A 20,550-nucleotide genomic window follows, 5' to 3' on the forward strand; every position below is an offset into this window, starting at 1 on the left:
CATCAAACCAAAGTGAGTTTGATGACGGTGATCAGCAATGACTTCAATATTTTTTGGGAGTTGTCCAATAGGAGTCGAGTTAAGTTATGTAAATCTCATCGCAGAGGTGAGCGATGCTAACATCTGCTAACGTGTCATCAGAAATGGCAGTGAACTACTTCATCAAGAACTACTATCACCAAGGCAAGTCTCGCTGGAGTGGTAAGGGTGCTGAGAAATTGGGTTTATCAGGGGCAGTTGAAAATCAGCAAGCTTTTAAAAATGTAATCTCTGGGCGATCGCCCGATGGTCGTGAGCAGCTTAATGCTAAGGTACTGAAGCCCAATGAACGCAGGGCAGCGTTAGACTGTACATTCTCTGCGCCTAAGAGTGTGAGCCTAATGGCGTTGGTAGGTGGAGATGAGAGATTAATTGCCGCGCATCATCAGCGTTGATGGAACAACGTTATGCCATAACGAGAGTGACACAAGGAGATTCTCGCCACAGGGTAAACACAGCTAACTTGGTGGTTGCAGAGTTCGACCACATTGAGAGCCGTTCTTTAGATCCACATCTGCATACCCACTGCTTAGTCATGAACACAACTGAGGCTTCAGGCAAGTGGATGAGTTTGGTCAATAGTGAGATATTCGCCAACAAGAAATTCCTGGGCATGGCATACCAAAGTTATCTGGCAACAGAAGTGCAGAAACTAGGGTATGAAGTCGAGCCACGTCAACATGGACAATTTGAGATCAAAGGGTTCAAGGAACAGGATTTGGAGGCGTTCTCAAAACGGCGACAGCAAATCATTGCGACGGCGGGTGCATCAACTACATGGGCAGAACGCGAAAAAGTCTGGGATACTACTCGGCAGCGCAAGCAAAAGGTAACAGAATCGGAACTCAAGTCACTGTGGCATGAAGAAGCTGCGGCGCTAGGCATTAGTTTTGTTCAACCTTCTGAGCCAAATAGTTTTGTACAAGATTCTTTTTCACAACAAACTCTAGAAGATGCTCTAGATAATGCAATCGCACATTGTAGTGAGAGGAATGTAGCCTTCAAGCAGGAGGATTTAGAGAAATTCATTCTAAGAGAAAGACTTTTTACTGATGTGACTGCAATTGAGCCATTGATCAAGCAACATCAAGAGTTAATTGCTCTGCCTGGAATGCAGCTGCAATACACAACATGGGCGGCAGTAAAGCGAGAACTAGCAACGATTGAATTGATGCAGTCGGGACAAAGTAAAGTAAACCCTATCTGCTCAAAGGAAGTAATTGAAAGGCAGTTAGAGAAAACCTCACTAAACCTTGGGCAGAGGCAAGCAGTTAGTCTAGCTGCAACCACAACAGACCAATTCATTGCCTGGCAAGGGGTAGCCGGGGCGGGTAAGACTTTTGCCCTCAAAGAATTAAACGCGATCGCACTCTTCCAAGGCTATACAGTCAAAGCTTTTGCCCCTTCATCAATGGCAGCAAAGGTACTGAGTGAGGAACTGGGCATACATTCTGAGACTGTAGCCAGCTTATTGGTAGGAGAACCAGCTAAAGTTGTAGAAGCAAACCAGATTTGGATTGTAGATGAGGCAGGTTTACTTAGTGCCAAAGATGCTCATGCCCTCTTAGAAAGAGCTACACTTCTTGGAGCAAGACTATTACTAGTTGGCGATACCAAGCAATTATCAGCTGTAGAAGCGGGAAACCCGTTCAAATCTCTGCAACAAGCTGGCATTCAGACCGCGCACTTAACACAGTCGAACAGGCAGCGAAACCCAGAGTTAAAGATCGCAGTAGACCTTTTGGCAGACGGGAGAGTAGAAGCGGGATTTAAGCAGTTAGAGACAATTGGGAGTATTTTAGAGGTATCACCTGATACGAAGTTAGAGACAATTGCTGCTGACTATATAGCATTAGCGAAAGAACAACGAGCAAGAACGCTAGTACTCGCTGGCACAAATGTTGAAAAATTAGCACTTACCCAGGCAATTCGAGGCAAGTTAAAAGAGGAAGGAAGTTTAGGGGCGACTGCAAACATCAGCCAGTTACAAGCAAAAAATCTCACTTTAGTTCAGATGCGCTACACCCATAACTTTGAACTGGGTGATGTGGTGATGCCGACGCGCAACTATAAGCGCCGGGGTTTAGAGAAAGGTCAAATCTATGAAGTCGTCAACAAGGATCTTGACCGACTAACATTAAGAACCTCTGCGGGGACACATTTAGAAGTAGATACCAATTTTGACAAAGCGGTTTACCAGTGTGATGAAATTGAGATTGCTGTAGGCGATCGCTTGCAATGGAAGAAAAATGACCGCCAATTACAAAGGCGCAATGGTCAAGAATTTGTAGTCACGGCGATTGAGGGAGACTCTGCCCAAATTGAGTACAAAGACACCAAAATTACTGAGACTATCAACCTCAAACAGGCGCAAAACTTAGACTATGCGCTTGTCAGCACAATCTACAGCAGCCAAGGGAAAACTACTGATTTAGCGTTGATTGCAGCAGATTACACAATTGGACAAGAAAGTTTTTATGTGGCAATTAGCCGAGCTAGGCATAACGTCAAGCTGTATACCAAAGATAAATTAGAATTACTAGAACTGGCGCAAGAGTCTAAAGCCAAAGATAACGCCTTAGAATTGCTGATGAATTCCTTAAAAGTGGAACTACAGCAAAAATCACAATCAGAAGCGATAACTGCCTCGGTCAGTCCAAGAGCTAATCAGCCAGTAGTAAAACTTGAAGTAGCAATAGCAGAGCCTGTACTGAAAGCTCAACCGCCAGTCACAGAACAAGTCTCCTTACCAGTTAGTCGGCCAGTTCCATTAGTTACAACGAGTTTAGAAACTGTAGCCAAACCCACTCTCAAAGAGAAACATAGAGATGATAGAAAGTCTCCTGTTTTTGAAAAACCAGTATTAAAGACTGCTGCCCCAACAGAAGCATTTTGGATACCTCAAAAATCAGAAGAAGTACCCAATTTTATTGAGCCAAAGCACTGGCAAGAGTTTGAAAATAGCGCCATTCACCCGGACATTGCGGCAAAAAACTTTGAAAGTCTTCAGTTCAACTATGCAGGTGGTGAGCATGAGGCTTGGGAAAGACTCATGGTTAGTGAAAAACTTAATCGTACAAATACCGGGAGGTTAACGGAGGGATTAATTAGAGCATATTCTCATCTTGATGCTGGCGGTTGGTGGTGTGATGCTGGAGTTGATGCGCGTTCATTTGCTGATTTAACACCAGGTGATAAACCTGCGATTAAAAGATGGGGATGTTACAAGCCGAACACACCTAGACCCAAAAAAGATGAGTCTGGGCAAATAATTGAAGGGAAATTCATTAAATATGAGCATCCCCCAAAAGTTGAATTAAGTATCTTCTTGCTAGATGTCCCTGACGATATTGCCGAACGCATTTACTCCAAACACAAGGTGAACCCCAGTGATAGCGATCGCCAATCAGGATTTTGGTACTGTGTCTGGAAACATAATATCCCCTGTGCTCTAGCAGAAGGCGCGAAAAAAGCAGCTAGTCTGTTGAGTCAGGGTCATGCTGCCATTGGTCTACCTGGGATTTCGGCGGGATACCGAACTCCCAAAGATGAGTTTGGCAAGAAAATTGGCAAGTCTTACCTGCATGAAGAGTTAGCAGTTTTCGCCACACCTTCTCGAGAAATCAAATTCTGCTTTGACTATGAAACCAAGCCCGAAACAAAACTCCATATCGAACGAGATATTTCCGTAACTGGAAGATTGTTACAAAAATCAGGAGCCAAAGTCAAAGTTGTCAGGTTGCCAGGGCCTTCTAAAGGTGTTGATGATTTCATAGTCGCAACTGGGCCACTAGCTTACGAGAAATTGAGTCATGAAGCAAAGCGTTTAAGAGACTGGCAACAGCAGAATCAACGCTTCTTGAGTGCGGCTTTTCCACCACTGCCTCATCTGACACCAGAACAACGTTCTATACAACTTGAGGGAACAGGCAACAGGGAACGGGCAACAGGGAATGACAAATTGGATCTCTTACCAACACACAGGGAAGAGGAAATAGAAAAAACTGTTGCCTGTTCCCCATTGCCTGTTCCCTATCTTTTACAAAATAAACCACAGGTACAAACCCATGACTTTAACCAACGACAACAACCCAACACAGATACAGTTGCTAACCGAGAAGATAGAGCAATTGACCCAGAAAATCGAGCAGTTACAAACCAACAGCCAGCAATTGACCCAGAAAATCGAGTTCTTAGAAACGAGCCAAGCCGAGAACCTAATCGAAATAAGCGCGAATCAGTCGAACTTCTTGCAGCAATTAACCGAGATGCTGAACTCGAAAAAGTCTTCGAGCATGGAGACGATATTGCAGGAATTAACCAAAGCTCTACAGATGATGGGCTTCGAGGTCAACGAACAGAGAAACTCTCAAGACAAGTTAACGGACAAAATTCAACAATTTTTAATAGAGAAGCAAATTATGTCCATTCTTCACAACCAGCCACCAGACAACTCTTAAATACAATCTCTGATTATATTGAGCAATCAGCTATTGAGTCTGCTTTAACCCAAACAGTATTAGGGCTAACAGAACAAATTTCTCAATCTCATCAACAACTTGTTATTGCTAAAAGTACATTCAATGAGTTTGAAACAGCATTGACGGCTGAGTTGCAATCTCATGCAGAAAATAAAGCTATTCTGTCAATCTCTGATTATGTTGAGCAATCAGCTATCGAGTCTGCTTTAAACCAAGCAGTATTAGAATTGACAGAACAACTTTCTCAATACAAAGAGCAACTCGTTGCTGCTAAAAGTACATTTAATAACTTGGAAACAGCATTGACGGCTGAGTTACAATCTCATGCAGAGAAAAAAGCTATTTTGTCAATTTTTGATTATATTGAGCAATCAAGTATTGAATCTGCTTTAGCCCAAACAGTATTAGGATTAACAGAGCAATTTTCTCGATCTCATCAGCAGTTAGTTAAAGATCAAACTGCATTTAATGACTTTGAGGAAGTATTGACGGCTGAGTTGCAATCCCATGCAGAAAAGAGGGCTATTTTATCAATCTCTGATTATATTGAGCAATCAGTTATCGAGTCTGCTTTAAACCAAGCAGTATTAGGATTGACAGAGCAACTTTCTCAATCTCATCAACAACTTGTTATTGCTAAAAGTACATTCAATGACTTTGAAACAGCCTTGACTCAAGAGTTAAAACCTCATGCAGAAAAAGGAGCTATTTTATCAATCTCTGATTATGTTGAGCAATCAGCTATCGAGTCTGCTTTAACCCAAACAGTATTAGGGCTAACAGAACAAATTTCTCAATCTCATCAACAACTTGTTATTGCTAAAAGTACATTCAATGAGTTTGAAACAGCATTGACGGCTGAGTTGCAATCTCATGCAGAAAATAAAGCTATTCTGTCAATCTCTGATTATGTTGAGCAATCAGCTATCGAGTCTGCTTTAACCCAAGCAGTATTAAAATTGACAGAACAACTTTCTCAATCTCATCAGCAGTTAGTTGAAGATCAAACTGCATTTAATGACTTGGAAACAGCCTTGACGGCTGAGTTGCAATCTCATGTAGAGAAGAGAGCTATTTTGTCCACCTCTAACTCTGTTGAGCAATCAACTACTGAGTCAACCTTAGCTAAAACATTACTAGCAGAATTAAAGTTGCATCTCAAACAGATAATTCAGGGTTTAGATATTGAAAAATTGGCAGAAGTAGTTATGGAAGTAGGAAAATATGTCAAAGGTGAAAAGGTAACAGAAGCAAAGGTCAGCGAGTTATTTACGAGTTTTACAACTGATGCCAAAGCTTTGAATTTTGAGCAGAAAATGAACATCGTTAGGCAACTGATTAAAGATGACAAACCATCGATTATGAAAAGATTGGGAATCAACTCGCCATCGCCAGATGACAACGAGGAGCATCTAAGGTTCCGGCGCTAACTTATCAGTTATCAGTGAATAGTGAATAGTGAACAACTAACCCATCAATGAATTGATGGGAATATCAGATATCTGATACCTGATAATTGATAATTGATAATTGATAATTGATAACTGTTCACTGATAACTGTTCACTGACTTAACTGGTATTGTTATCCCTATTATCTTCAACTGCTCACCTAAAACAAAATTTACCAGTTTCTGACCGCTCACTAAGATTATTTTGTCGGAGCGACGAATCAACTGTTTTGATAACTGTCCAGTTATGCCAGTATGCACGAAGAATCCACCACTAGCTCTTTCACTTTCAATACAGGACAGGAAATCTTTGATGTGTTCTGGGCTAATGTAATCAGCGTAACGCTTAACCTGGATTACATAAAGCTTTCCCAAAATCAACACGCGACCATCTATCCCGCCGTCACCGGTGTACCGAAAGTTGCGTTGAATTTGCCAGCCCTGTTTTTTGCAGCAAGTGAGTACCAATTCCTCAAAAACGTAGGGTGATATCCTACGCAGTGTGGCGATTACTACTGGCAATTTGGCTATAGGAATTATGCTACGAAGCTCAAGTAATACTTGACTAGCGTACTCAATATTATTCAAGTGTTTCTTAAGATTTTTAGATAATCTAACCCTTGGTGTTCGCGCTGGGCTTGGTAGTAATTGCTTCTTAAAATTTTTAGCTAAGAAAGCCTTTTGCGTTGGTGCTGGGCTTCGTCGTACAAAATTTTGAGGTGAAATGTCAGACGATTTCGTACTCTTAGGTGGTAATGGCGATTGCTTAAAACCTTGGGAGCGATACTTTGGCTTTAGCATTGAAGGTGGAAATAACACAAACAGCCAAGCTAGAAAAATTATTCCACCCACTGCAAACAACAAACCAATGGTTAGGATTAGTATCATTTTTACGCTCCCTCTGCTTTATCTGTGCATACTTCTAAATTGTGATTCTTGTTGAGAATCCTGCTGAATTTGATGATGCATATCAACAGCAGATTGAACCTTATCAAGTGCCTGTAACTGTTTCTCACTTACGTTAGGTGATAAAACTCCATCAGCGAATACAGCCTCACCGTTTTTAGCACGGACAATTACATTATCGTCAAGACGTTCAAAATCAAAATTTGTACTTTTAAAACTCTTAGAACCATCAGGGTTATCTTTGCCCAAAATGTTAAGCAGGGCTTTAACACTTTGCTCGATAGCTTGGCCCTTGGCATCCTCAACAGCAGCCCGCAGTTCAGTTCGAGTATTGTCAATGGCTGACTTAACACCCATAAGGCTTTCATCAACCGTGTTTTTAACACCGTCTACCTGTGTACGCAACTCTTGAGTTAAGTTATCAACTTGTTGATTGATTTCATTCCTGACGCTATCTGTGTTTTCTCTGACTTCATCTAGTCGGTTAGTAACTTGTTGCTCTATGTGAGCTTTCATCTGTGCAATTTCTTTCCTTAGCTTCGTGACTTCAGGGGTCAGAGCATCCTTAAGACGCTCAAATGCATTTCTAGCTGTTTTCTTTACCTGACGTTCAACTGAACCAACCCAGTTTTGAAGAACCGTATTTTGAACTTGTGGCAAAAATCCTTCATTTGCCTGGGACAATGCTTTTTGGGTATTCTCAATTAACTGTTGCTGCTTCTCCAAGGATTTACTCATTTCGGCAACTTGAGCAGCTAGTTGTGACAAAGATTCAGGTGAATTCTGGTTTGATTTAATGCTATCAACAAGTTTTTGCTGTTCACTAAGTTTCTTCTGCAACACTTGCACTTGCTTTTGTAAAGATTCTACGCTGTAGGTTCGTTGTTGCGGTGCTTTCTTCTGTTTTGCAATTGCCGGATCAACTAGTCCTAAACTGTCGAGCAATACTTCTCCATTCTTACTATGAAAGACTTTCTCGTTATCAATCTTGATTAGGATAGTACCGTTAAAGCTTTGAGGATCAGAGAGCGATTTATTTAAAATCTCCGTATTTTGAGAATCTAAATAATTAACAGATGGTTGTTCTCCTCTGTCAGCTTCGTAAACCTTTTTACCTGATATGTATACTGATAAATGCTCCTTTGGGCGTGGACGAAGTGAATTACTTTGTTCTGGAGTATTGTTTTTCTCTTTATCCTTGTTATTTTTCTGCTTAAAAATGTATTCAAGTATGTCTAGATAATCACGTTTAACTTCCTTAGCATCTCCATCATTAATCATCATTTTTACCCGTTATTATTGTTTGAAGTAATTCGGTTATATTAGTATTGATTTTTGGAAGAATAGCACCGCCAATATGATTAATTATCTCTCTGCCTTCAATTTCAATGTAAGCAAAGTCTCCATCAACTACTACGGTTACAGACGAGGGATTGGCTTCGGTTGGGCAAGGTATATAACCAACTAAAACATTATCTGTGATAGAAATTACGGCATCTTCAATCTCAGCAGTATAAACTTCGATAGTCCGAGGGATATATCCTTCAGGAAAAGGTTTTTCGTCCCAACTATCAGAAATATTTACTAGTTCTGAAGGATATCTATCGGCTAAGGCTGCTATATCAGAAGGAAGCCTTAAAATTCTTTTTCTGTCTGTTTCTGAGATGCGGTAAGAATTATCTGCCATAGTTTCTCTCCCTGATTTATTTAATAGTAACTTGAGTGAACTATCTGATTTTAAATCAAACTAGCATATTCTGATAACTGCTCTTGGTTTTCTATTAAAGGCAATAATTCCAAAGCAGCTTGCCGACGAATTTTCATTTCTTGATCTGCTGGAGGTTTCAAAATTGATTTAGATGCCGATGACTTTTGAAACTTGTACCAAGCTCCCACACTCGTTGCCTCTGAGTCAATTTCATGTTGAGGAATATGAATATTTTGTAATATTGGTATACTTATCTGTCCACGAGAACGAAACCCTGGACTAATAATTACGGCTTTTCCTTCTGGTAATGTATTAAATTGATTAATATCAAATAACTTGCGAGTACTGTTTTGGTCGGAGTTGGAAATACTTGCACCACCCTTTCCGCCTGATGAGCGGGAACGCTGTTTATACTTAATCTCTTCATCACCTAAAAACTTACTAAAACGTTCTGCCGCTACATCATCTTGGGGATTAAAGAATGCTTTGGTAGCGCATCCCCCAAATATGGCATTCGTTGTATTTTCTCCATAAGCCTCAATCAGCATTGAGAGATTTTGTAAACCTAATATTGAAATTAGCCCATCTTCCCGATTTTGGTTTAACCAATCCACCAGGGCTGGTAAATATAATGTCGGTAATTCATCAATCCCAAGCACCAGAGGACAAGTGCGTTTATAGGCGACATTTCTGCTTATTATTAAATGCAGGATGGAGACAAGCAGCGGTGCAATTACATCACGCTTTTCTTTGTTCATCCCAAATATCACCATCTGTCGCCCTTTCAAGTCCAGTGGAATATTGGTTTTTCCGCAGAAAGCTGCCAATGCTGCCGGAACCATGAATCGGCTGAACAATCCACTAGCTGTACCCACGATGCTAGCCGCTGTTTCTGGGCTACCAGCAACAGATACAAACTGTGCGAAAGCTTCCCTAACCATGAAATTAAGATTTTCTGCTTGTTCCATGCGCTTAACTAGCTTTGGCAATCCCAATAGGGCTTGGCACATCATGATATCTGGGTATTGTGTTCCCTTCGCCAACATGAAAACAGCTTGTACTAGCTGATCTCCGGCATTCGTGAAGAAGCTGTTTCCTGAATCTTTTTCACCTAGTTGAAAGTTGCGGTTGAGAGTGATCGCAAGCTGCCGCGCCATTTCCGAGTCTTCATTATTGCGAAGAAAGTCTATTGGATTAGCAACTGCCGATTCTGCAAAACCTGGGGCTAAGACGGTGACTTGATAACCACGTAAGAGTGCATATCCTGCTAGTACTGGCGCTTGTCCTTTAGATGGAGAATAAGCTGATTCTTGCTCTGCGTACTTGAAATCGTAAAGTGCTAAGGGGAACCCCTGATCTATTGCTGAACGCAGCAGAGGGTTAATCATTGAAAATGACTTTCCACAACCAGGCCCACCACAAACGAAAATCCCCCGTTGCGCATCTGGTAAGTACAGTGTTTTAGAATCTGAAGGAATTTTTGTTTTTCTGATTCCACCCACAACTTCACTGCTTGTATTCTTGGGAGTGCCAACGTACAGCGACACACGATTATGTTTACGTTTATTGATTTGTTTACAAGCAAGTTTACGAGCTGCTGTCTTCTCTGCTGCTCCACCCCATCTTGCAGTCGCCAATTTAGCAATACCTGCTTTTGCATCAATATATTTAGCCACTACAATTACTGCACCACAGGCGAGTAATCCAAGTCCTGCCGGAGAAATTAGCACTGACTCAATACCTGATGGCAGCAATTGATTTGGGTTAACTGATTGAGAATTTGTTGGTGTCATTGACCAGTCCCCACAATTACTAAATTATTCTCCTTCACCCCAATCCACGGCACTGGGCCAATAAAGTAGGGCGTACAGGTCTTGGGCATAAAGGGGGGACGGGCACAGATTCTAAAGAATAAACCAAAGTCTGCTGTACCTGTTGACTCATTAACTCCGGTCAATGCAACCTTGAAGCCACTGCCATAAACCAATCGTCCTGTTGGTTCAAGACCTCCGTTTACCGCAGCCAAGAAACCGTAACCACCTTTGACCTGCTGAGATGAACCAGATGCCCAACGCTTTCCATATAACGCACCTTTTGAACCTGCAAAATCTCCTAATTCCAGATAAGAGCATTCTTTACCTGATGAACAGGCTACTGGTGTGGTGGTATCACCGCGCTTCACACTTCCAGAGATAAAGTAGTTTGCTCCCACTCTTGCCTCTCCATGTTCTGATGAACCAAAAACTGTTGATGCCACACCAACCACACTAAGATCCGAATCAATCGGCTGGGGCATTTTGCTAAAAGGAACTTGATTGAGTCCTGGTACTTGAGAAATATAACTCTGCTGCCACGATTTGAACTTATTCAATGGAGTTTTTGTTAATTCTGGTACAGATTCAATTGCATACTTGCTTAAATCAAGCTTACCCAAAGCCAAATTTGCCGCTTGAGGATTCGACCGTAAAATTTGAGAAATTCTTTGCCTACTCTGTACCCCATTTCTAGACAATAATGCAGCTATTGGTGGGACTTGCTTAACACTGAGATTTCCTAAATTAGGAATAGCTTTGACTAATGATGCTGGAGTCTGCCATTGCATTAATCCAAAATCTTTCAATGTGAGTTCTTTGGTCGGTACTACGAGCGCACTTATCGATTTTAGGCTAAAATTAGACATTTTGAATGCATCATCTGCATCCCCTAGCATGACAACAGAATCTACCTTTTGACCTGCTGACCATGAGCGTGAAGGATCGTATCCAAATACTGAGAGCAGATTCTCTGGAATGCTTAAATATCCTGCCTGTTGTAAAGGTGGGAGATTCCCCCAAGTGATACGTGACCAATCAGGAGCTTGGGTTTTATATTTACCTTGCGAATAGGTGATGGTAGGAGTATCAGCAGAAGATGGAGCAGATAAGGTAAATGGAATTAAAGCTGTAGCTATTAACAAATATTTGAGAAATTTCATCTAACTTACCTTCCAATTAACTATTACTTTTGCCCTTTTCTATATGATTCATGCCTATACTTGTTCATTATCTCTGTCCCCACTCGATTAACTGATTAAAAATTTCTTCTGAAATACCAGAGTGGGAGATAGCTATTTCTCTACTCTTACCAAGTCGGAGCAATTTAATTGCATCTTGAACTTTATTCCATGTCGCATCTCCAGGCTTGATCTGACCATTGCGCCCAGCGTTCGCTAATCCGTAAACAAGGGCATTAGCATCATTTCTTGCTTGGGGAGTACCAGGGGATATTGTAGAGTTTATAGTTTTTACAGGTGTAACAGCAGCCACTCTTTCTTGCGGTGGCGCTGTAGTTGTCACAGGCATTTTGTTTTCTCTAACTGTTGGCACGATTTGCGGTTTAGTTCTGATTACCGACAGTGGTCTCAGAACGTCCGGCTTAATCACCAAACTGGTATATGATGGTTGCCCTGTTGCAGGAATTAATTTAAACTGATATTGTTTCTGCCCATCCGAACCACTAGTAATCACGGTAATTTGGGTACTGCCATCAATGCTATTGGTGATATTGGGGAAACTTATTGGTTTGATTTGACGTAGAAAAATAACTGTTGCATTGGCTTGACCACAGTTAGAAGTCGAATCATTTGACGAAGAATTATCAGTTTTTTGGCATAAGCTTCCATTTGAAGTAAAAGAGATACGAGTGGGATCTCCAATCCAGACTTGTTTAATCGTTTCACCAGTCGGAATGAAGTTAATTGTTAAGCCATATCCACGCCAAACTTTCAACTCAATTCCTGCCGAATTAATCCCTTGGGCTTCTCTTTGATAAACTATTCTAGCTCCACTACCAGCTAAAACTTGAATCGGACTCAGAACTAATAAATTGAGAAGGCAGAAGGCAGGAGGCAGAAGGCAGAAGGGAAACCCCATAAATAAATTTAGGGGATTCAATAGGGACGTAGTATTTCTTCTCCCAAGGGGAGACGCAAAACGCGATGCGCTGCGCCACTCGTTATACATCTTTTTTTTTACTGGGCAATAACCCAGAACTAAAGTTTTTTATTTCTATACCCCACACCCTACACCCCACACCCTTTTCTTTGTAAGTGCAAGCTACTTTTCATAGAGAAATCGTTTGATTTACGAATATTTGAACAGTTGTCTGGGCTGGCACTACAAACACTTTGCTATCTGACTGTAAAGATTGTATTTGTTGAGTATTTGATGACTGGATTGATTGTAGTACTTGGCTAAAACTTCCTTGAGCAAACCCAGCTAATAAATTTTTATTGTCATTACTCACGGTACTAGTCGAAAATCCAGATGAACTTATAGTAGTTTGGCTGTTGGGATTATTTTCTACTTCAGCAGCTTTCGATACCCCCGCGATTAATGCTGTCATGAAATCGCTACCCAAACTACTGCCTTGACGTGATTGCCCCCTGAGAGTTTCTCCATTCTTATTGAGAATAATAATGGAATTCTCCGGTATAGTCTTTTCTAATGTCTGACCATCAACATTAATTAAAGCTGCGATGGCAGACATTTGAATATATTCGCCACTATTTGAGCCATTCGGCACAACAACCAGATAAGAATCTACGGGTAAAACCTCACTGCCATCTGATGCTTTTAATACTGAGGTTAGTCTAATCAGATATTTCTGAACTTGATTTGCATTGCCAGCACTTATCGCAATTGGGGTTTCTATTTTGCCCTGTATCCGAGTTCCTACTATCACACGTCTAGCATTATAATCAATGTTTTGTGACTCATTACTTGAAGTTTTTACTGTCACATTAGGTCTACCAGTGCCACCTGATAGCCCTTGGATACTAATTGGTTCTTCAGCCGTAGTATCAGTATTATTAGCGCTGAAACTACCGACATTAGAAACAGTTAACCATTGTTGCATTGGATCTAGGTTTGGTTTATTGCTTGATGATGAAACTAAAGCTATGGATTGAGGTTGCGGTCTAGGCGAAAGGGTGGAGAAAGACTTTGTTGCTAGAGGTTCTCTAGATATAGTGGGATTCGGAGGAATAACTATTGGTTGGGATGGACTAATAGAGGCGTACTGTCGTTGGGTTGGTGGTGAAACTATTGGTGGAGAACTAGTTGATGCAGTTACAGGACTACTTTTTACAATGGTGTTTTCTTCCTTAACTGGGGCTTTGCTTCTTGAAGTATTACGAAGACTTTCTAATTCCGGTTTTTGGGAAGTAATCGCTAGTGCCGTCTTAATCTTGCCAGGATTTTCTGATTGTGATTCTAAATCTTGAGCGTTGCCAGATACCTCTTGCTTTTTCGCTTCCGGTTTGACTGTGGTGGAATTGCTTAAAGCATCCATAGAAGTATTAATCATCCCACCTGCCACTGCAATCAGTAGAAAAATTCCACTCCCGATTACCCCAGCTTTGAGTAAGGGATGCTGAGAAATGACGCGAGTGGTTACAATCTCTTCTGGTTGTGGGCGCGTTTGAGGTTCATTTGCTTCTTCTCTATCTGAGAACTCAATTTCAAAAGTTACGCCATTCATCGCCGCAAAACTTTTTTTATCCTGGGGGACTTTGGGAGTTGCCAAAACTGATTCCTCTAACGCATTTATTGCGTCATTTTCTTCAATAGATAGTACATCTGTGACTGCCATTTGATTACTTCCCGATTTCTAAATCTTGGATCTTATAAATTTCTAATTCCGCTTTGCGAACGCTATATGCAATTCGTTGAATGTCGGATGAGTTAGACGGAGGACTTGGTGTATCAATTGCTCTAACAAATACGGTTTTATTAAATGCGATCGCTTGACCAACTTGATTGCTGCCCTGGAAGACTACGAGGTTGGCTACCATATCAATTGACCAGTGACCCGGTGCCAATTTCTGGGGTTCCGAGAAATACCGCACGGCCAAAACTGATTGCGTCGTGCCGTTGAAAACGTCAACTGGTGTCAGATTGCCTAATTCCTCTAAGAAATTACCTCGAAAATCTTCAGATAATGCAAATCCTGTAACCCATACATTCGTCGTGATTTTTTTCTCCCCCACTTGTACACCAGCATCTAGTACCGCTTTTTTAGTTGGGTCGGAGTTGGAGTCATCAGACTTTGGAATTCCAGTCCAGCTTAGTAGCCCCGTCATTGTCTGTCCCACAAAATAGGTAATCGCTTGTGGCGATCGTTCGTCATTGGCAATGGGGGAGACTCGTATCGAAGACCCATCATTTAGTTCAACTAGAGTCGGTGTTTTGTCATTTGCAACTCTTCCGAGCCGAGCAAAATTAATTATTTGAATTAAAAGTAGAACAATAAGTAAAACTGCGTTACCCATCAGAAATATGGGAGTTAAGTTTATTTGTTTTTTCTCCAGTAGTTGCATATATTAAAGTCCTTCTCTACTCTCCCGTGTGCGAACTAGGTAAATGTTTGGATCTTCTCAATACCTTTAACAAATTTCGTAGGTTTAATTCTGACTTCCGACTTCCGACTTCTTCAATTATTCCTTGGCATCACCACAAACTTGGCTGCACTGGTAAAACCAGAAAATAGAGCCATTCCTCCACCCGTTCCAATTGCTACTGCAAGTATGGGTGAAAATATTGCCTCTATTAACTGTAGAAGTAGTGGATTGTTTGACGGAGAATTAACTATAGAACTAGCAGCTACACCAACAATAATTGAGTAAGACATAAGGATTAATGTTAATGCTAACCACCCCGAAAGCCAAGCAAAAATCGGCTTGGCTCCGATTGGCAGCATAGACAATACTAAGAATATCGGTGCTACATAAGCTGTCAAAAGAAAAGAAAACTGAACGAGAAACTGAAAAGCTGCCGATAGACCACTAAAAATTATATAAGATAGTCCCTGAACAATTGTATTGACTGCTCCTCCAGCGACATCTAAAGGGTTCCAATTATTTTGCACTTGAATCCTTTTCTTTTGTTTATACTCTTGTGATTGAGCGTCAATTTCTTGAGCTACCTTATTTTTACAATCTTTCTTAGGAGTAATTTGATTGCCATTTTTATCTATTTCTACATCAGTTAGTTTTTCACATTCTGCCATTGCCGTCTTCGCAGCGAGAATAAAAGTTTGATCTGTATTAACACTCCGAATCGCTTCTTTGAGGGTTATACCATTTCTCGTAACAGTCAATACACTAGAGTTTAATTTATTTGAAACATTTCTTAATGCTAGAGAAGTTGTAGCTAGCATTGCTCCATTATTGTTGAGCATCAGAATTACTATCATTGGGAAAGCCATCTCTTTGACAACTCCACTCGAAAAGCCCTCTGACATTATTTGCTCATACCATTGCAACGACCAAAAACTTACTAAAACTACTGCCGCTAGCATCGAGATATTAACAATAGCTACATAAACTGGGTTTTGACCACTCGCAAATAGTTTCCAGTCATTATCAAATGCTGAAACAAAAATTTCCGAACCGTTGATTGCACCTTGGATAATAGTCTCCGCATCAGTCGGCAGGTTTTTATCTGTCTGATTAACAGTCGTTTCAGCAATAATAAAAGGAATTAAATTAGTTAGATAAAAATACATTACTGTCTCTCCCAAAAAGCGTCGTTATAAGCGCCAGCTTCTAACAATTGCATGGCCACTGCTCTACTTTGTGCATCTTCTTTGCGAGATTGTGACGAAATATTTTTCGAGATGTCAACCAAATTTATATTAGCTGCTGCCAAGGCTCGTGTTTGTTTTTGAGTCTCTCCATGTATTGCTTTGGAAATGACAACATTCTGTAGATTTTGAGTTGCCATTTTTTTGAGAATATCTTGAGTTACGATGTCTGACTGTGCATTGTCAGCGTTAGTTGAAGAAATACTTAATGCATTATTAGTCAAATCAGCCTCTTGTGCCTGTACTCGTTGTCCATCAACTCCTAAAGTTGATTGAGATTGACCTAGAGTATATTGACGATGCCATGACAACTCTGCATTCTCAGCTTGAGTATTAGAATTGGGCTGAGTTATATCTGGATTTTGTGAGCGAATAACTTCTTTGATTTTTTCCCCTGATTCTAGGGGGTCTGGAATTCCCAAAGACCCAATTGTAGAATCAACTGCCTGATTTAATTGTCGAGTTATTTCACCCTTGATTTCTCCATAACTTTGCCCTAAAGCTTGGTTCAACTCAGTTTCATAGCTTGATATTCGGCTTTTTAGGCTCATATAAACTTGCTGAAATTGAGTCAAAAAGGGTAACTCTAATCCCCAAGCTTGATTACAACTATCGCCAATCAATATCGTCGTAAAGAGAGAACTAACGCCAAGATAAATTACCATCGGGCGTAAAATCATGCTTTTGTGTGATTTCATATAGATCCTCGAAAGATACAGGAAAAGGTTTTGGTGAGCAGGGACTAGTAACAAGAGCTTCAAAATCGTTCAAAGGCTCGGCAGTCACAATTGCATCAACATTTGTTTCTCCTCCTGGTGGTTTGGAATAACTTTCAAAGTAAGTACTTTTATAATGTGGAGTATTACTTGGAATCAAAGGATGCTTTTTAGTTCTAATTAATACATAAGATTTCTTTTGCAACTGTGTGTTAATCCCTGGCTGCTGAATTTTATCTTTAGGAATAGCATGACGACCATTTCCTGAATTGAAAGCTGAATAGAGAGTTCGACTTTTGAAAATCAAGTCATCAGCATCTTTTAAAGATTTTTCACAAAGGACTTTTTGATTAGCCAATAATTTTTGATATTGCTCATCTTGATACTTCCACATTTGAAAACTTAAGCTGGTGACTCCTATACCTAAAATTACCAAGAGAATTTTTTGTTGAATTGCAAAAGCAATTAGACTTTTCATAATGACTGTCCCTGTTTGATGCACTCCACATAATACTTAGAAAACTCCGACACCCATTCAAACTTGTTCGGATATTGAGCTTGAAAGCGATTGCGCTTTGCCTGTTCCTCTCTGCTGTTGGCAACTAGCGCCAGCATGACGTAGGAGGGATAATAACGACAACGAATGTACGTGCGGTTGTAATCCAGCAACCATGTTGTGTACATTTGCTGAAGATTAGGCCGAAATAGCTCATTCTTCTCAATAATCGAGTGCGGAATCGAAAGGATATCAGTAAAGCTTTTCGCCGCCCCGGAAACCAACCGCCCAATCAATCTTGTGGGTATATTTTGTAGAATCTGTTCTCCCGCCTCAGATTTGGCAATGGAAATTACATCCTGGGCAGCAAGGATTATTCGACTGCCGGATTTGCGAGCGGTGGCGCATTTCCGCCCAACTAGCCGAGATAGTGCAGTGAAACGTAGTAACACACTTGACTCATCCATGAAGAATACACTCTTTGGTGAGGAAAGTGATTGCCGAGAAGCTGCCATATATGCACTCATCCCGAAAACTTCTGCATCTTTATCTGATTGCAGGTTGGTTAGTGCAAAAGTAATTAACTTAGAATCAGTTTGGAAGGTGGAAGGCTTGCAAATCGCATCCCCAATGGCGCTTGCTTTCCAGTATTTCAAACGCAAACGAATGTAATTAAGCGCTTTCTCAACATTCTCATCTTCATAACCCAAATTAATATATTCTGTTGAGAAAAATTGCTCCATATCTACTAGAGTTGGGGTATTATCCCACTCTGGCGTTCCAATTTGGCTGATTCGTGCTAATTCAAAACGACGTTGGATGTCTGGATGTTCATAAAACGCTTTTGTGCCTAGTGGAATCAGCGACTCGATTGTTTGTGCCAAAAAGCCATCAAATTTTTGTGAACCCAAAACCAACTGCAAGATAATCAGATTCACATCATTTCTATGAAGCTTTATTCTTTCTTCTCTTCCCTCTACATCCCACTCTGGAATTGCTGACAAATCTATTGGCTGGACAAGATTATTTGATTCTTTGGCGATATTAAAGTAAAACCCGTTGTGGTATGGGGTGAAATCTCCAAATGTCCCCGTTCCATCATCATTGGGTAAGTCAATAATCAAAACTGACATTCCCATTGCCAAGCATTCTGCGATCATTGTGGCAACTAAAACAGATTTTCCTGAGCCTGTCGTTCCTAGAATCATCATATTCTTGGTTATCGACAAGTCTAGATGTACTGGCGAATGACCTTGTTCTGCAATTAATTCAAAACCCTGATTATCAGCCTTGGCAATTTGCACTGTACTAGCTAACCCTAATACTTCACTCGCAAAAAATGTTAATCGGCGATTATAAGGGCGTGATAATAACTGTTCCATTTTGGCTCCCAATGTTTGTAGCCAAATCAGCCAAGCATATTGCGTTTCTCGAATTAGCTCTGCTGGTTGGTTAATGTACCCAGAAATCAATCTACAAGTATCGTCAATTTCTTCAGGTGTATCCCGATAAATTAACACTACTAATCCTAATGTTTCTGGTGTGTCCCCTGTGTACAATTGCTTTTGGGCTGTTACACTCCACTCAACATTTATTTGTGAGGCAACATCAATTGTTTTCTTTTGAGCGCTGATTTCTGCATTTCGCGCTCTCCGGGTAATCATTTGTTGCGCCAATCGGGTTAGTTTCTGGTCGGCGGGACTGATTTCGGTAATCACTTCCACATCGTAAATTGGCTCTCGTGCAAATATATTCCACAGAAATCGGATTTGTGCTTCTGTTGATGCAAATACTTCTGGTTTTTGCGACAAAACCATCACGCCGACATATTTTTTACCGCCCTCAACATCAGGCAGACATACCCACTTTCGATCTGCGAAAGGTATACCATTATTCATCAATACTGATGTCGCATGAGCTTGATCTATATATGATTTATTTGTTGCTGGGGTTTCGTTAAATTCCTCCCTTAGTCCCAATGAATCAAATACTAAAGTATGCGGGATTTTTACAATCTTTGCTCCCACAGACTTACTTAACTCTTTCCATAGTTGCTCTGCACTTTTTGGCTTTGGGGCGAAACCCATCTCTGTCAATATCTGTAGATGTCTTTGTGAAACATCTATCGCTTTTTCTAATATCCTTTTTAAGTTCTTTTTCGTAACTTCCGTCGCCCCTGTTGCTGTAAATCGTCTTGTCAGAAAATCTGCCAGCTTCACCAATGCTCGGTCTATCGGGTCGCCGCCCTCTGTTCCCCCTGGTACTATAGTGAAAGTCGTATAGACGCTCAGAGTTATGTTTTTTCTCTGACGCAAACGTGTCAATTCCTGAATTCTCCCTAACTGCCCCCAGTCCAGAAATTCGCTCTCATCTGATACAGGATTTTGCAATCGCTTGTATAAATACTCTTTGGCATCACTATCATCACAGAATGAACTCCATCTAAATGTGAACTTTTCACCTTGGGGTATCTCCTTGCACCCATTCTCAAAAGCTTTGGCTATTGCTTCTACTTCTTCACTTGAATTAAATAATGGATGAATTCCTGTGCAACTATATCCAAATACTAGTTGTAATGTATTATTCGTGTCGCTGAGAAGTTTTTTACTAAGTAAGTAAGCACCAATACTATAGCCACCCCTTTTGAGTTTTACAAAAGTTGTCAAATCTAGCCAGTCCTCAAATGGACTTACTTTCGTGTTGGTTTGAGAACGACTAATCTTCATCATTTCCACGGACTACGAATTTTCTTAGCTCCAATCTTTTGTTTTTGTTGCGGTGTTAAGTATCTCGTATACCCTCTCGACCATACAGGCACAATTGGATAAATCTTTGACCAAAATAAATGAGGTTTTTTCCCTGATAAAGCTAATGCTGTTGCACTTAACCAGCAACCTATCAATATACTCCAAGCTAGATTTAATCCCAATGCAAAAGCTAAAAAGAAACCTACACCGAATAATGGAATCACTACAGCAAACTGAAATCCTGTAAAGATTCCAATCGGTGCGCTCTTTCCTAACGATTGATTCACTTGTTTGATTTCTCTATGACTCATCATTAGTTATTAAAATTAAACAAATGAGCAGAAATTGGCACCCCTTTCTGCTCGAAGCTTCCAGAAGTTGTTGT

Annotated in this window: 14 protein-coding genes and 1 pseudogene; 2 read left to right on the forward strand and 13 right to left on the reverse strand. The window is 40.6% G+C overall.

The window, feature by feature from the left end; genetic code table 11:
* Nucleotides 1-143: 143 nt before the first annotated feature.
* Both mobF and RM049_RS11225 read left to right on the forward strand, forming a co-directional pair.
* Nucleotides 144-1,786 (forward strand): annotated as a pseudogene (gene mobF / locus RM049_RS11220) (MobF family relaxase); the annotation flags it as partial.
* A gap of 1,305 nt (nucleotides 1,787-3,091) precedes the next feature.
* Nucleotides 3,092-5,950 carry a DUF3854 domain-containing protein gene (locus RM049_RS11225; RefSeq protein ID WP_322704262.1) on the forward strand — a complete coding sequence of 953 codons (2,859 nt, stop codon included), beginning with the start codon at nucleotides 3,092-3,094 and terminating at the stop codon, nucleotides 5,948-5,950.
* A 118-nt stretch (nucleotides 5,951-6,068) separates the two neighbouring features.
* Here the strand turns inward: RM049_RS11225 and RM049_RS11230 are convergent, their stop codons facing one another.
* The 13 genes from RM049_RS11230 to RM049_RS11290 all read right to left on the reverse strand — a co-directional run bounded on the left by RM049_RS11230 (nucleotide 6,069) and on the right by RM049_RS11290 (nucleotide 20,479).
* The gene (locus RM049_RS11230) at nucleotides 6,069-6,857 is read right to left on the reverse strand and encodes a restriction endonuclease (RefSeq protein WP_322700434.1); all 789 of its coding nucleotides are present in this window, start codon (nucleotides 6,855-6,857) and stop codon (nucleotides 6,069-6,071) included.
* Nucleotides 6,858-6,875: 18 nt separating this feature from the next.
* A complete protein-coding gene (locus RM049_RS11235) occupies nucleotides 6,876-8,159 on the reverse strand; it encodes a hypothetical protein (protein WP_322704237.1) in 1,284 nt (427 codons plus the stop codon).
* The gene (locus RM049_RS11240) at nucleotides 8,149-8,562 is read right to left on the reverse strand and encodes a hypothetical protein (protein ID WP_322700432.1); all 414 of its coding nucleotides are present in this window, start codon (nucleotides 8,560-8,562) and stop codon (nucleotides 8,149-8,151) included. Before RM049_RS11240 ends, RM049_RS11235 begins: the two co-directional genes overlap by 11 nt.
* A gap of 50 nt (nucleotides 8,563-8,612) precedes the next feature.
* A complete protein-coding gene (locus RM049_RS11245) occupies nucleotides 8,613-10,376 on the reverse strand; it encodes a type IV secretory system conjugative DNA transfer family protein (protein WP_322704238.1) in 1,764 nt (587 codons plus the stop codon).
* Entirely contained in the window at nucleotides 10,373-11,557 is a 1,185-nt protein-coding gene (locus RM049_RS11250) for a hypothetical protein (RefSeq protein WP_322700428.1), read from the reverse strand. The genes RM049_RS11245 and RM049_RS11250 overlap by 4 nt, the downstream gene beginning before the upstream one ends.
* Before the next feature lie 67 nt (nucleotides 11,558-11,624).
* Nucleotides 11,625-12,494: a hypothetical protein gene (locus tag RM049_RS11255; RefSeq protein ID WP_322704239.1), complete on the reverse strand. Its 870-nt coding sequence runs from the start codon at nucleotides 12,492-12,494 to the stop codon at nucleotides 11,625-11,627.
* A gap of 190 nt (nucleotides 12,495-12,684) precedes the next feature.
* Complete coding sequence (locus RM049_RS11260) at nucleotides 12,685-14,214, reverse strand: hypothetical protein (RefSeq protein WP_322700426.1); 1,530 nt, start codon at nucleotides 14,212-14,214, stop codon at nucleotides 12,685-12,687.
* A 4-nt stretch (nucleotides 14,215-14,218) separates the two neighbouring features.
* Nucleotides 14,219-14,941 (reverse strand): hypothetical protein, encoded by a 723-nt coding sequence (locus RM049_RS11265; protein ID WP_322700425.1) that lies wholly within the window; start codon nucleotides 14,939-14,941, stop codon nucleotides 14,219-14,221.
* 113 nt (nucleotides 14,942-15,054) lie between these two features.
* Nucleotides 15,055-16,128: a hypothetical protein gene (locus tag RM049_RS11270; RefSeq protein WP_322704240.1), complete on the reverse strand. Its 1,074-nt coding sequence runs from the start codon at nucleotides 16,126-16,128 to the stop codon at nucleotides 15,055-15,057.
* Nucleotides 16,128-16,904 (reverse strand): hypothetical protein, encoded by a 777-nt coding sequence (locus RM049_RS11275; RefSeq protein ID WP_322700423.1) that lies wholly within the window; start codon nucleotides 16,902-16,904, stop codon nucleotides 16,128-16,130. Before RM049_RS11275 ends, RM049_RS11270 begins: the two co-directional genes overlap by 1 nt.
* Nucleotides 16,849-17,400 (reverse strand): hypothetical protein, encoded by a 552-nt coding sequence (locus RM049_RS11280; protein ID WP_322700422.1) that lies wholly within the window; start codon nucleotides 17,398-17,400, stop codon nucleotides 16,849-16,851. The genes RM049_RS11275 and RM049_RS11280 overlap by 56 nt, the downstream gene beginning before the upstream one ends.
* Nucleotides 17,397-20,147: a helicase HerA domain-containing protein gene (locus tag RM049_RS11285; RefSeq protein ID WP_322704241.1), complete on the reverse strand. Its 2,751-nt coding sequence runs from the start codon at nucleotides 20,145-20,147 to the stop codon at nucleotides 17,397-17,399. Before RM049_RS11285 ends, RM049_RS11280 begins: the two co-directional genes overlap by 4 nt.
* Nucleotides 20,144-20,479: a hypothetical protein gene (locus RM049_RS11290; protein ID WP_322700420.1), complete on the reverse strand. Its 336-nt coding sequence runs from the start codon at nucleotides 20,477-20,479 to the stop codon at nucleotides 20,144-20,146. Before RM049_RS11290 ends, RM049_RS11285 begins: the two co-directional genes overlap by 4 nt.
* Nucleotides 20,480-20,550: the final 71 nt, after the last annotated feature.

Source organism: Nostoc sp. DedQUE04 (genome assembly GCF_034530995.1).
In the GTDB taxonomy this organism is placed as follows: Bacteria; Cyanobacteriota; Cyanobacteriia; order Cyanobacteriales; family Nostocaceae; genus Nostoc.